General features: G+C 72.3%; 8 protein-coding genes. 3 read left to right on the top strand and 5 right to left on the bottom strand.

The features are described 5' to 3' along the window. Positions 1-52: 52 nt before the first annotated feature. Positions 53-2,575 carry a DEAD/DEAH box helicase gene (locus tag ACGFYQ_RS21460; RefSeq protein WP_393746163.1) on the bottom strand — a complete coding sequence of 841 codons (2,523 nt, stop codon included), beginning with the start codon at positions 2,573-2,575 and terminating at the stop codon, positions 53-55. 145 nt (positions 2,576-2,720) lie between these two features. Between ACGFYQ_RS21460 and ACGFYQ_RS21455 the strand changes: the two genes are divergently transcribed. Further along, entirely contained in the window at positions 2,721-3,512 is a 792-nt protein-coding gene (locus ACGFYQ_RS21455; protein ID WP_393746161.1) for a metal-dependent hydrolase, read from the top strand. A gap of 378 nt (positions 3,513-3,890) precedes the next feature. After that, positions 3,891-4,418 (top strand): hypothetical protein, encoded by a 528-nt coding sequence (locus ACGFYQ_RS21450; protein ID WP_393746159.1) that lies wholly within the window; start codon positions 3,891-3,893, stop codon positions 4,416-4,418. Positions 4,419-4,505: 87 nt separating this feature from the next. On the opposite strand, the gene ACGFYQ_RS21445 is transcribed toward ACGFYQ_RS21450, so the two are convergent. From ACGFYQ_RS21445 to ACGFYQ_RS21430, 4 genes are all read right to left on the bottom strand, one after another. Continuing rightward, positions 4,506-6,287: an ABC transporter ATP-binding protein gene (locus tag ACGFYQ_RS21445; protein ID WP_393746157.1), complete on the bottom strand. Its 1,782-nt coding sequence runs from the start codon at positions 6,285-6,287 to the stop codon at positions 4,506-4,508. Beyond that, positions 6,284-8,122, bottom strand: coding sequence for an ABC transporter transmembrane domain-containing protein (locus ACGFYQ_RS21440; protein WP_393746155.1), 1,839 nt, complete (start codon positions 8,120-8,122; stop codon positions 6,284-6,286). The genes ACGFYQ_RS21445 and ACGFYQ_RS21440 overlap by 4 nt, the downstream gene beginning before the upstream one ends. 148 nt (positions 8,123-8,270) lie before the next feature. Continuing rightward, the gene (locus tag ACGFYQ_RS21435; protein WP_393746153.1) at positions 8,271-11,207 is read right to left on the bottom strand and encodes an FAD-binding and (Fe-S)-binding domain-containing protein; all 2,937 of its coding nucleotides are present in this window, start codon (positions 11,205-11,207) and stop codon (positions 8,271-8,273) included. 39 nt (positions 11,208-11,246) lie between these two features. Next, a complete protein-coding gene (locus tag ACGFYQ_RS21430) occupies positions 11,247-11,705 on the bottom strand; it encodes a MarR family winged helix-turn-helix transcriptional regulator (RefSeq protein WP_393746151.1) in 459 nt (152 codons plus the stop codon). 95 nt (positions 11,706-11,800) lie between these two features. Between ACGFYQ_RS21430 and ACGFYQ_RS21425 the strand changes: the two genes are divergently transcribed. After that, a complete protein-coding gene (locus ACGFYQ_RS21425; RefSeq protein ID WP_393746149.1) occupies positions 11,801-13,660 on the top strand; it encodes an ABC transporter ATP-binding protein in 1,860 nt (619 codons plus the stop codon). Positions 13,661-13,688: the final 28 nt, after the last annotated feature.

The following is a 13,688-nucleotide window of genomic DNA, read 5'->3' as shown; positions in this document are numbered from 1 at the left end:
GGGTCAGGTGGGTCAGGTGGGTCCGGTGGGTCGCCGGGGGCGGTCGGCGGTCTCAGAGGGCCCCGAGCTCGCCGACCGAGGTGACCCGGATGACGGCCCGGCCCTCCTCGTCGGAGGCCGCGAGATCGACCTCGGCGCTGATGCCCCAGCCATGGTCCCCGTTGGGGTCGGCGAAGGTCTGGCGGACGCGCCACAGGCCGTGCGCCGGGTCCTCCTCGATCTGCAGCAACTTCGGGCCGCGTGCGTCGGGGCCGGTGCCGAGGTCGTCGTACTCGTCCCAGTACCCGTCCATCGCCTCGCCCCAGGCGTCGGCGTCCCAGCCGGACTCGGCGTCCAGCTCCCCCAGCACGTTGACGTGGTCGAGGGCGGCCAGCTCCACCCGGCGGAACATCGCGTTGCGGACCAGGACGCGGAAGGCGCGCGCGTTCGCGGTGACCGGCTTGACCTGGTCGGCCTTCTCCTGGGCCTGCTCCGCCGTCTCCACCTCCGGGTTCGCCAGCTGCTCCCATTCGTCCAGCAGGCTGGAGTCCACCTGGCGGACCAGCTCGCCGAGCCAGGCGATCAGGTCCTCGAGGTCCTCGGACTTGAGGTCGTCGGGGATCGTGTGGTCCAGCGCCTTGAACGCGCCGGCCAGGTACCGCAGCACGATGCCCTCGGTGCGGGCCAGTTCGTAGTAGGAGGTGAACTCGGTGAAGGTCATCGCGCGTTCGTACATGTCGCGGATGATCGACTTCGGCGAGACGGGGTGGTCGCGCACCCACGGGTGGCTCTTGGCGTAGACGTCGTAGGCGTGGAAGAGCAGCTCTTCGAGCGGCTTGGGATAGGTGACGTCCTGGAGCCGCTCCATCCGCTCCTCGTACTCGATCCCGTCGGCCTTCATCTGGCCGACCGCCATGCCGCGCTCCTTGTTCTGCTGGGCGGCCAGGATCTGGCGCGGGTCGTCCAGCGTGGACTCCACGACGGACACCATGTCCAGCGCGTAGGAGGGGGACTCCGGGTCCAGCAGGTCGAAGGAGGCGAGCGCGAAGGTGGACAGCGGCTGGTTGAGCGCGAAGTCCTGCTGGAGGTCGACGGTGAGCCGGATGGTGCGGCCCTCCGCGTCCGGGGTGTCGAGCTTCTCCACCACACCGCCGTCCAGCAGCGAGCGATAGATCGCGATGGCCCGGCGGATGTGCCGCAGCTGGGCCTTGCGCGGCTCGTGGTTGTCCTCGAGGAGGTGGCGCATCGCCTTGAAGGCGTCGCCCGGCCGGGCGATGACCGACAGCAGCATGATGTTGGTGACCTTGAAGCGCGAGGTCAGCGCCTCCGGGTCGGCGGCGATGAGCTTCTCGAAGGTGGTGTCCGACCAGGCGACGAAGCCCTCGGGAGCCTTCTTGCGCACCACCTTGCGGCGCTTCTTCGGGTCGTCGCCCGCCTTGGCGAGGGCCTTCTCGTTCTCGATGACGTGCTCGGGCGCCTGGGCGACCACATAGCCCGCCGTGTCGAAGCCGGCCCGGCCGGCGCGGCCGGCGATCTGGTGGAACTCGCGGGCGCGCAGGGTGCGGACCCGGTTGCCGTCGTACTTGGTGAGCGCGGTGAACAGCACCGTGCGGATCGGGACGTTGACGCCGACGCCGAGGGTGTCGGTACCGCAGATGACCTTCAGCAGACCGGCCTGGGCCAGCTTCTCGACCAGGCGCCGGTACTTGGGCAGCATTCCGGCGTGGTGCACGCCGATGCCGTGCCGGACGTAGCGCGACAGGTTCTGGCCGAACTTGGTGGTGAAGCGGAAGTTGCCGATCAGGTCGGCGATCTTGTCCTTCTCCTCGCGGGTGCACATGTTGATGCTCATGAGCGATTGCGCCCGCTCGACCGCCTGGGCCTGGGTGAAGTGCACGATGTAGACGGGGGCCTGCCGGGTCTCCAGCAGCTCGGTGATCGTGTCGGTGATCGGCGTGGTGACGTACTCGTACGAGAGCGGGACGGGCCGGGTCGCGGAGCGGACCACCGAGGTGGGCCGGCCGGTGCGCCGGGTCAGGTCCTCCTCGAACCGCTTCATGTCGCCGAGGGTCGCGGACATCAGGATGAACTGCGCCTGCGGGAGCTCCAGCAGCGGGATCTGCCAGGCCCAGCCGCGGTCCGGCTCGGCATAGAAGTGGAACTCGTCCATCACGACCTGGCCGATGTCGGCGTGCTTGCCGTCACGCAGGGCGATGGATGCCAGCACCTCGGCGGTGCAGCAGATCACCGGGGCGTCCGCGTTCACCGAGGCGTCGCCGGTCAGCATGCCGACGTTCTCGGTGCCGAAGAGCTTGCACAGGTCGAAGAACTTCTCCGACACCAGCGCCTTGATCGGGGCGGTGTAGAAGGTGACCTTGTCCTGGGCCAGGGCGGTGAAGTGCGCGCCCGCCGCGACCAGGCTCTTGCCGGAGCCGGTCGGGGTGGAAAGGATCACGTTCGCCCCGGAGACGACCTCGATCAGCGCCTCCTCCTGAGCCGGGTACAGGGTGATGCCCTGGTCCTCCGCCCACGAGGAGAAAGCCTCGAAGAGGGCGTCGGGGTCGGCGTTCGGCGGGAGCTGATCAATGAGGGTCACACCCCCCATCTTGCCTGGCTTCCCCCCGGATCAGGGAACCGGCCGACGGAGGGAAGATCATCGACGGTACGCTGTGCCGTCGATGCGGCCCGAACGAAACAGTCGACCGGGCCCGACCAGCACACCACCGGGGCGGGGAACGACCATGATGGGTCCGGCGCATTCACTCTCCGGGGCAGCTGCCTGGCTGGGGGTGGGCGCGGCCACCGCGGCTGCCGGGCACCCCATGCCGTGGCCGGTCCTGGTCGTCGGCGCGCTGATCTGCGCCGGAGCCGCCCTCGCCCCCGACCTCGACCACAAGTCGGCGACGATCTCCCGCGCCTTCGGCCCGCTCTCCCGCGGCCTGTGCGAAGTGGTCGACAAGATCTCCTACGCCGTCTACAAGGCCACCCGCTCGCCGAAGGACGCCCGCCGCACCGGGGGCCACCGCACCCTGACGCACACCTGGCTCTGGGCCGTCCTGATCGGCGGTGGTGCCTCCGTGCTCGCCGTGACCGCCGACCGCTGGGGCGTGCTCGCGCTGCTCTTCGTCCACATGGTGCTCGCGGTCGAGGGCCTCCTGTGGCGGGCCGCCCGGATGTCCAGCGACATCCTCGTCTGGCTGCTCGGCGCGACCAGCGCGTGGATCCTGGCGGGCGTGCTCGACCAGCCCGGCAACGGCGCGGGCTGGCTGTTCACCGCACCGGGCCAGGAGTACCTCTGGCTCGGCCTGCCGATCCTGCTGGGAGCCCTGGTCCACGACATCGGCGACGCCCTGACCGTCTCCGGCTGCCCGGTCCTGTGGCCCCTCCCGATCGCCGGCAAGCGCTGGTACCCGATCGGTCCGCCGAAGATGATGCGCTTCCGGGCCGGCAGCTGGGTGGAGCTCAAGGTCCTCATGCCGGTGTTCCTGCTGCTCGGCGGCTTCGGCGGCGCCTCCGCCCTCGGGTTCGTCTAGGTCCTGCCCGGGCGATCTTCGTGGGTCGGCCCGCGTGGTCTGGTGCGGTGCATCGCAAGGCGGTGGGGGCACCTCCCAGCGGTGGCTGGGGGAGATCGCAGCTCGTACTTGGCCGTACTTGCGCGATGCGACAACGCGGCGAGGTGCCGTGCCAGGCCGGGCGGGCCCGCGAAGACCGCCCGGACAGGGCCTAGTAGTGCTTTGTCGGGTTCCGCTGACCAGGGGCGATGCGACGGGGCTGGCGCTTTGGCAGCGGCGGGCCGACGCCCTCAGCCGCAGGTCGCGGGCATAGCCCGGCGCCGCCGAGTGAGGGCGCCGGGGGCCGAAGCCCAGACCCGACAAAGCACTACTAGTGGTGTGGCCGGAGGTGTCCCGTCCGTGAGGTTCGACGTCGCGTTCGCCGGTGACCGGATCCTCCTCCCGGACGGCGTGCTGCGCGCATCCGCCGTCCGGGACGCCGACCCCACCGCCGCCCCGCCGGAGATCCGCACCGTCTCGGGAGAGACGGTCTTCGTCCCGGCCCCGCAGCGCGCCGGGCTGGAGCGGTTCTGCGAGGACAACGGGATTCCCCGGCTGCGCAGGCCCGACGTGTGGGGCGACCTCCTCGAACCCTTCCTGGACACCGTTTTCGACCCCCGGCACCAGGCCGCCACCCTGGACCGCCTGGAGCGGCTCGGCGTCGGCCGGGCGGAAGCGGCGAGCATCCGCGACCGGGTCGCCCCGCTCATGACCGCCTACAACGCCGTCCACGGGGACTGGCACCACCTGGGCCTGGCCGACCTCCTCGACGCGGCCTCGGCCGCCGTGCCTCCCGGACACCCGCACGCCCGGCCCGGCGATCCGGCTGCCTTCCGCTCCTGGGCCATGGCCATCGCGGACCGCGGCCGTTCCCCCGACGAGCCCTGAAGCGCCGGCCGAGCCGCCGGCGTGGCCCGGCCCACCCCCTCCGTGGGCCGACGGACCGGCAGCTACGTCGGCCCACACCTCGGCGGGTCAGCCGTGCCAGGACCGCCACAGCGCCGCGTACGCGCCGTCGGCGGCGACCAGCTCGTCGTGCGAGCCGAGTTCGCTGATCCGGCCGCCCTCGACCACCGCGATCACATCCGCGTCGTGCGCGGTGTGCAGCCGGTGGGCGATCGCGATGACCGTACGGCCGTCCAGGACCCGGGCCAGCGAACGCTCCAGGTGCCGTGCCGCGCGCGGGTCCAGCAACGAGGTCGCCTCGTCCAGCACCAGCGTGTGCGGGTCCGCCAGCACCAGCCGGGCCAGCGCGACCTGCTGCGCCTGAGCCGGGGTCAGCGCCGTGCCCCCGGAGCCGACCTCGGTGTCCAGGCCGGCCTCCAGGGCACGCGCCCAGCCGTCCGCGTCCACCGCGCCCAGCGCCGCCCACAGCTCCGTGTCCCCGGCGCCCGTCCTGGCCAGGCGCAGGTTGTCCCGCAGCGAGCCCACGAACACGTGGTGCTCCTGGTTGACGAGCGCCACGTGCTCGCGCACCCGCTCCGCCGGCATCCGCGACAGCCGCGCCCCGCCGAGGGTGATCTCGCCGGTCCGCGGCGCGTAGATGCCCGCGAGCAGCCGGCCCAGTGTGGACTTGCCCGCGCCCGAGGGGCCGACGAGCGCCATCCGGGTGCCCGGCGGCACGGACATCGACACCTCGTGCAGGACGTCCACGCCCTCCCGGTAGCCGAAGTGCACCTCGTCCGCCCGCACGTCCCGGCCCTCGGGCCCGACCTTCGGGTCCCCGGCGTCCGGCTCGATCTCCCGCACGCCGACCAGCCGGGCCAGCGAGACCTGGGCGACCTGCAACTCGTCGTACCAGCGCAGGATCAGGCCGATGGGATCGACCATCATCTGGGCCAGCAGCGCACCCGTGGTCAGCTGTCCCACCGACATCCAGCCCCGCAGCACGCAGTACCCGCCGACCATCAGCACGGAGCCGAGGATCGTCACGTACGTGACGTTGACGACGGGGAAGAGGACCGTTCGCAGGAACAGCGTGTACCGCTCCCACGCCGTCCACTGCTTGATCCGGCGCTCCGACAGCGCGATCCGGTCCTCACCGAGCCGGTGCGCCTCGACCGTGCGGCCCGCGTCCACCGTCTCGGTGAGCGCGGCCGCGACCGCCGCGTAGCCGGCCGCCTCCGAGCGGTACGCCGACGGAGCCCGCCGGAAGTACCAGCGGCAGCCGATCACCAGCACCGGCAGAGCCACCAGCGCGGCCAGCGCCAGCTGCGGCGCGGTCACCGCGAGCGCGCCGAAGAGCAGCCCCGCCCACACCACGCCGATGGCCAGCTGCGGCACGGCCTGGCGCATCGCGTTGGCCAGCCGGTCGATGTCGGTGGTGATCCGCGACAGCAGGTCGCCGGTGCCCGCGCGCTCCAGCACACCCGGGGGCAGCCCCACGGACCGCACCAGGAAGTCCTCGCGCAGATCGGCCAGCATCTCCTCGCCGAGCATGGCCCCGCGCAGCCGGACCAGCCGGACGAAGAGGGTCTGGACGGCGAGCGCCAGCGCGAACAGCAGTGCCACGCGCTCCAGATGGAGCTCGCGCGCCCCCGCCGCGAGGTCGTCCACGACCTGGCCCAGCAGATAGGGGCCGGCCATGGAGGCGATCACCGCGACGGCGTTGACGCCCACCAGGACCCCGAAGGCCCGCCGGTGTCGCCGGAACAGGCCGCGCACATAGCCCCGTACGGTCGCCGACGTGCCCACGGGCAGGGTCGCGGCCGACTCCGGGGCCGCCGGATCGTATTCCGGCGGTGCCACGCCGATCATGCGGTTTCCTCGATCTCTGTGAGTGCTTCTTCCAGGTCTGTCAGTCCGAGCCGCGCGACCCGCTGCTCCTCCTCGGTCTCGCGGGTGACGACCGCGCGGTAGAGCGGTTCGCCGTGCAGCAATTCGCGGTGCGTACCGACCGCCGCCACCGAGCCCTCGTGTATGAGGACGACCCGGTCGGCGCGGTCCAGCAGCAGCGGCGAGGACGCGAGTACCACAGTGGTGCGCCCGGCCCGCAGGGCCGCCACCCCGTCCGCGATCCGTGCCTCGGTGTGCGAGTCGACCGCCGAGGTCGGCTCGTCCAGCACCAGCACCTCCGGGTCGGTCACCAGGGAGCGCGCCAGCGCGAGCCGCTGGCGCTGCCCGCCGGACAGCGACCGGCCGCGCTCGGTGATCCGCGCGTCCATCGGATCGTCGACCCCGTCCGGCGCCGACTGCAGCAGCGCGTCCAGGACGTCCGCGCACTGGGCCGCCGCCAGGGCGGCACCGGAGTCGACGGCCCCGGAGGACGGTACGTCGAACAGCTCGCGCAGGGTCCCGGACAGCAGCACCGGATCCTTGTCCTGTACGAGGACCAGCGTGCGGGCGGTGTCCAGCGCGAGCTCGTCCAGTGCGACTCCGCCGAGGAGCACCGAGGGTCCGGCGGCGGTATCGGCGTCCCCGTCCATCGGGTGGCCGCCGAGGCGCTCGGCAAGCCGGCCCGCCAAGTCCGGGTCCCCGCACACGACGGCGGTGAACCGGCCTGCGGGGGCCAGTAGTCCGGTCCGCGGGTCGTACAGGTCCGCGCCCGGGGCCGGAGCCTTGGCCGCCTCGGCGGCCGGCCGCCCCTCGGCGGCGTCCGTACGGGTCAGTGACAGCACCCGGGCGGCCCGCTTGGCCGAGGGCCGCGAGAAGGAGTACGCCTGGGCGATCTCCTCGAAGTGCCTGAGCGGGTACAGCATCGTGGCCACCGCGCTGAACACCGCGACGAGTTCACCCACCGCGATGCGGTCGTCCGCCACGAGCGCGGCGCCGTACCAGACCACCGTGATCAGCAGCGCGCCCGGCAGGAGCACTTGGATCGCGGCGATCAGCGCCCACATCCGGGCACTGCGCACGGCCGCCTTGCGGACCTCCTGCGAAGCCTCGCGGTAGCGGCCGAGGAACAGCTCCTCGCCGCCGATGCCGCGCAGCACCCGCAGACCCGCGACGGTGTCGGAGGCCAGCTCGGTGGCCTTGCCCGCCTTCTCCCGCTGGACGTCGGCGCGTCGGGTGGCACGGGGCAGCAGCGGCAGCGCCGCCAGCGCGACCAGCGGCACGCCGATCGCCACGACCAAGCCCAGCTCGGGCGCGTAGAAGAGCAGGCCGACGCAGATGAGCACGACGGTGAAGGCGGCGGCGAGGAAACGGGAGACCGCCTCGACGAACCAGCCGATCTTCTCCACGTCGCCGGTGGAGACCGCGACCACCTCGCCCGCGGCGACCCGGCGGGTCAGGGCGGAGCCCAGCTCGGCGGTCTTGCGTGCCAGCAGCTGCTGCACGCGCGCGGCGGCGGTGATCCAGTTGGTGACGGCGGTCCGGTGCAGCATGGCGTCGCCGAGCGAGATGGCGGCGCCGAGCAGCACGAGAAGCCCGCCGACGAGGAGCAGCCGGGTGGAGTCGCGGTCGACGACCGCGTCGACGCCCGTGCCCAACGCGTACGGCAGACCGGCGATGCCGCCGAAGTGCACCAGCCCCCAGCACAGGCTCTTGAGCTGTCCGCCGAGCTGACCCCGGCCCAGCCACACCAGGAACCGAGGCCCGGAACGGGCGTCGGGTACCCCGGGGTCCGGATACGGAAGATCGCTGATCTGCATGACGCCCCATGACTGGTCGAGTGGTCCAAACCGTGCAAGGTTCGCCTTCCGGACCGGAGTCGGGCAATCGATTTTCCGTCGCCCAAGCCCCTTCGCAGAGAGGTTTGCGGCCGCGCCGGGCGGCGTAGCGCCAGGTCAGGAACGTGCGTCAGAGGCGGGTGGCGTGCTCCAGTTCGAGCAGAACCGAGTAATAACCGCGCCCGGTCGCCCGGTCCATGCCCACCTCGCACATCCGGTTCGCCGACAGGTGCGCGTCGAAGGGCCGCGCCCTCACCGCTGCGGCCTCGCGCGCCGTCGCCGAAGCCGTCAGCTCGGGGTGCAGCATGCCCCGGTCGCCCGCGAACGCGCAGCACCCCGCGTCGTCCGGGACCACGACCTCGTCGGCGCACGCCTCGGCGACGGCCCGCAGCTGCGCCTCGTCGCCCAAGTGCCGCATCGAGCAGGTGGGATGGAGGACCGCCGAGCCGACCGTGCGGCGGATCTCCAGGTGCGGCAGCAGCTCCTCGGCCGCCCAGACCACCGAGTCGACGATGCGCAACTCCGCGTGCAGGGCCCGGTTCTCCTCCGTCAGGTACGGAACCACCTCGTGGGCGATGCCCAGCGTGCAGGAGGAGGCGTCGACGACCAACGGCAGCCGCCCGCCCGCGGTCCAGCCCCAGGCAGCCTCCACGATGCGGTTGGCCATCACCCGGTTCCCGGCGTCGTAGCCCTTGGAGTGCCAGATCGTCGCGCAGCAGGTGCCCGGCACGTCGCGGGGGATCCACACGGGCTTCCCGGCCCGCTCCGACACGGCCACCACGGCCTCCGGCAGGGAGGGCCCGGGCCGGCCGTCGGGACCGCCGAAGATCCGGTTGACGCAGGACGGGTAGTACACGGCCGCGGCGCCCACCCGCCGGGTGGCGGGCAGTCTCCGCGCGGCGGCTCCGGGGATCTGCGGCAGCCATTGGGGAACCAGCTCCGGTCGTACGGCCTTGCGCGCGGCCCCCGTGACCGCCTCCAGCAGGCGGTCCCCGAGCCGGTCGGCCAGCTTGTCGGCGGTGGCCACGGCCAGCCGGGCGGCGGCCTCGACGGCGCGGAATCGCCGCGCGGCCAGCGCGGCGGCCCGCTCCTCGCGGGCGCTGTGCCGGCGGTGGCGGAAATCCCTCATCAGCGCGCCGGTGTCGATGCCGACCGGGCAGGCGAGCTTGCAGGTGGAGTCGACCGCGCAGGTGTCGACGGCGTCGTAGCCGTAGGCGTCGAGCAGCCCGTCCAGCACCCTGGAGCCGGGCTGCTGGCGCGTCATCTCGCGGCGCAGCACGATCCGCTGGCGCGGAGTGGTCGTCAGGTCCTGGCTGGGGCAGGTCGGTTCGCAGAATCCGCACTCGATGCACGGGTCGGCCACCGCCTCCACCCGCGGAATCGTCTTCAGGCCGCGCAGGTGCGCCTGCGGGTCGCGGTCGAGGAGGATCCGCGGGGCGAGCACCCCCTCCGGGTCGACGACGCGCTTGGTGCGCCACATCAGTTCGGTAGCCTTGGCGCCCCACTCCAGTTCCAGGAAGGGCGCCATGTTGCGTCCGGTGGAGTGCTCGGCTTTCAGGGAGCCGTCGAACCGTTCCACGGTGAGCCGGCAGAAGGCGTCCATGAAGGCCGCGTACCGCTCGACGTCCGCCGGGTCGGCGGCGTCGAAGGCGAGCAGGAAGTGCAGGTTGCCGTGGGCCGCGTGACCGGCGACGGCCGCGTCGAAGCCGTGCTCCGCCTGGAGTTCGAGGAGCGCCTCACAGGCCTCGGCCAGCCGGGACGGCGGTACCGCGAAGTCCTCGGTGATCAGGGTGGTGCCGGAGGCACGGGCGCCGCCGACGGCGGTGACGAAGGCCTTGCGGGCCGTCCAGTAGCCGCCGATGGTCCTGGGGTCCCGGGTGAAGGCGTTGGTGACCGAGGCCACCGGAGCGACGAGGTCGAGCCCGGCGAGCAGCCGCGTCGCGCGCCGCTCGTGGGCGTCCCGGCCGGCCTCGTCCGGGGCGCGGAACTCCACCAGCAGGGCGGTGGTGTCCTTGGGCAGGTCCGCCCAGTCGGCGGGGACGCCCGCGACGCTGACCGAGGCGCGCAGCGTGTTGCCGTCCATCAGCTCGACGGCGAGGGCGCCGGCCTCGTTGAAGAGCGGCACGGCCGCGGCCGCGGCGGGCAGCGAGGGGAAGAACAGCAGGGCGGAGCAGAGTTCGCGGTCCAGCGGGAGGGTGTCGAACACGACCTCGGCGATGAAGCCGAGGGTGCCCTCCGATCCGACCATCAGCCCGCGCAGGATCTCCACGGGGGTGTTGCCGTCCAGATAGGCGTCGAGCCGGTAGCCGGTGGTGTTCTTGATCTCGTACTTGGCGCGGATCCTGGCGACCAGCGAGGGGTCGGCCTCGATCTCCGCCTTGATCTCCATGAGCCCGTGGCACAGGGCCGGCTCGGCGCGCGCCAGCTCCTCGTCGGCCAGCGGGTCCGCCGTGTCCACCACGGTGCCGCCCGGGAGTGCGAGCGTGAGGGAGGAGAGCGTGCGGTACGAGTTCCTCGTGGTGCCGGCCGTCATGCCCGAGGCGTTGTTGGCGACGACTCCGCCCAGGGTGCAGGCGATGGCGCTGGCCGGGTCGGGGCCGAGGACGCGGCCGTGCCGGGCGAGGGCGGCATTGGCCCGGAAGACGGTGGTGCCGGGCCGGATCCGGGCTCGCCGGCCTCCGTCCAGCACCTCGACGCCGGCCCAGTGGCGGCGTACGTCGACGAGGATGTCCTCGCCCTGGGCCTGGCCGTTGAGCGAGGTGCCGGCGGCGCGGAAGACGACCTCGCGCTGCCGGCCGTGCGCGTACGAGAGCACCGCGGAGACGTCGTCGATGTCCTCGGCGATCACCACGACCTGCGGGACGAAGCGGTAGGGCGAGGCGTCGGAGGCGTAGCGGACCAGGTCGGAGACCTTCCACAGCACCTTCTCGGCGCCGAGCAGCTCGGCCAGCTCGGTGCGCAGCGGTTCCGGGGTGCCGGCGGCCCGATGCTCGGGCACCCGGTCGGGGGCGGGGCCGCTGATGCCGCGCGGGCGCAGGGCTCCGGGCTTCGGTTCCAGCAGCGGCATGTGCGATCCCTCGCCTCGTCGCGGGCCACGCGGGCCCTCTCAGCAGCGGCGCTCCGCCGGGGCGTCCGACAGGGCGTTCAGCAGCCCGCCGAGCACCTCGCGCTGTTCGGCGGTCAATGGAGCCAGGATCTCCTCCGCCGCGTCGGTCCGCGCGTTGCGCAGACGGCGCAGCGTGGCGCGGCCGGTGTCGGTGAGCTCGATCCTGATGACGCGGCGGTTCGCGGGGTCGGGTGCGCGGCGCACGCAGTCGGCCGCCTCCAGGCCGTCCACGAGGGTGGTCACCGCGCGGGGGACGACCTCCAGGCGGGCGGCGAGATCCGCCATTCGGGGTGCCTGGTCGCCCTCGTAGTGCGAGACGAGGCGCAGCAGCCGACTCTGGGCGGGAGTGATCCCGAGCGGCTCCATGTGGCGCTTCTGGATCCGGTGGAGCCTGCGCGTCAGGCGCAGCAGCTGTTCGGCGAGGAGGCGATCGGTGTCGGAGGCGGAGGCGGAGCTCATGCCGGGAACAATATCAGGACGCCGTTCATTGTGAGTATAGGTAACAATGATCTATGCTCCAATGGTCTTGACTTCCGACCCCCGAGAGGGTGCCCATGCGCGACGAACCGAAGTGGACCCCGTCAAAAGACCCCCTGGACCCCAACCGCCCGGCCCCGGCGGAGCAGCCGCGTGAGCTGCGCCGCATCGTGGGCCTCTTCCGGCCCTACCGCGGCCGGCTCGCCGTCGTCGGCCTGCTCGTCGGCGCCTCCTCGCTGGTCGGCGTCGCCTCGCCGTTCCTGCTGAAGGAGATCCTGGACGTCGCGATCCCGCAGGGCCGCACCGGGCTGCTCAGCCTGCTGGCGCTCGGCATGATCCTCACCGCCGTCGTCACCAGCGTCTTCGGCGTGCTCCAGACCCTGATCTCCACCACGGTCGGCCAGCGCGTCATGCACGACCTGCGCACCGCCGTCTACGCCCAGCTCCAGCGGATGCCGCTGGCGTTCTTCACCCGGACCCGCACCGGTGAGGTGCAGTCCCGCATAGCCAATGACATCGGCGGCATGCAGGCCACCGTCACCTCCACCGCGACCTCGCTCGTCTCCAACGTGACGGCCGTCATGGCCTCCGTCGTCGCCATGCTCGCGCTCGACTGGCGGCTCACCCTGGTGTCGCTGCTCCTGCTGCCCGTCTTCGTGTGGATCAGCCGGAGGGTCGGCCGCGAGCGCAAGAAGATCACCACCCAGCGGCAGAAGCAGATGGCCGCCATGGCAGCGACCGTCACCGAGTCGCTGTCGGTGAGCGGCATCCTGCTGGGCCGCACCATGGGCCGTTCCGAGTCCCTCACCTCGGCGTTCTCCGAGGAGTCCGAGAAGCTCGTCGGTCTCGAAGTGCGCTCCAGCATGGCCGGACGCTGGCGGATGTCCACCATCGGCATCGTCATGGCCGCCATGCCCGCGCTCATCTACTGGGCCGCGGGCATAGCCCTCCAGACCGGCGCCCCCTCGCTCTCCGTCGGCACCCTCGTCGCCTTCGTCACCCTCCAGCAGGGCCTGTTCCGGCCCGCCGTGAGCCTGCTGTCGACCGGTGTGCAGATCCAGACCTCGCTCGCCCTCTTCGCCCGCATCTTCGAGTACCTCGACCTGCCGGTGGACATCACCGAGCGTGAGTGTGCGGTGCGCCTGGACCGGGCCAAGGGCGAGATCCGGCTGGAGGACGTGCACTTCGCGTACGACGCCAAGAGCGGCCCGACCCTCACGGGGATCGACATCACCGTCCCGGCCGGCGGCTCCCTCGCCGTGGTCGGCCCGACCGGCTCCGGCAAGAGCACACTCAGCTACCTGGTGCCCCGGCTCTACGACGTCACCGGCGGGCGCGTCGCCCTCGACGGGGTGGACGTGCGCGACCTCGACTTCGACTCGCTGGCCCGCTCCATAGGCGTGGTCTCCCAGGAGACCTACCTCTTCCACGCCTCGGTCGCGGACAACCTGCGCTTCGCCAAGCCGGACGCGACGGACGAGGAGATCGCCGAAGCCGCCCGCGCCGCCCAGATCCACGACCACATCGAGTCCCTGCCCGACGGGTACGAGACCCTCGTCGGCGAGCGCGGCTACCGGTTCTCCGGCGGCGAGAAGCAGCGCCTCGCCATCGCCCGCACCATCCTGCGGGACCCGCCGGTGCTGATCCTGGACGAGGCCACCAGCGCCCTCGACACGCGCACCGAGCACGCCGTCCAGCGGGCCATCGACAACCTGTCCCAGGGCCGCACCACCATCACCATCGCGCACCGCCTCTCCACCGTCCGCGATGCCGACCAGATCGTGGTCCTGGACGCGGGCCGGATAGCCGAGCGCGGCACCCACGAGGAACTGCTGAAGGCCGACGGCCGGTATGCGGCCCTGGTCCGCCGCGACCGGGACGCGGCGCAGCCGCCGGACTCGGTGCAGGATGCCGAGCTGGCTCCGGTGAATGTGTGACCGTATGACCGGCGCACGGGCTGGATGC

This window comes from Streptomyces sp. NPDC048258, assembly GCF_043201995.1.
Taxonomy (GTDB): domain Bacteria; phylum Actinomycetota; class Actinomycetes; order Streptomycetales; family Streptomycetaceae; genus Streptomyces.
Note: the sequence above shows the minus strand (reverse complement) of the source record. Positions and strands in the feature narration are given on the sequence as shown.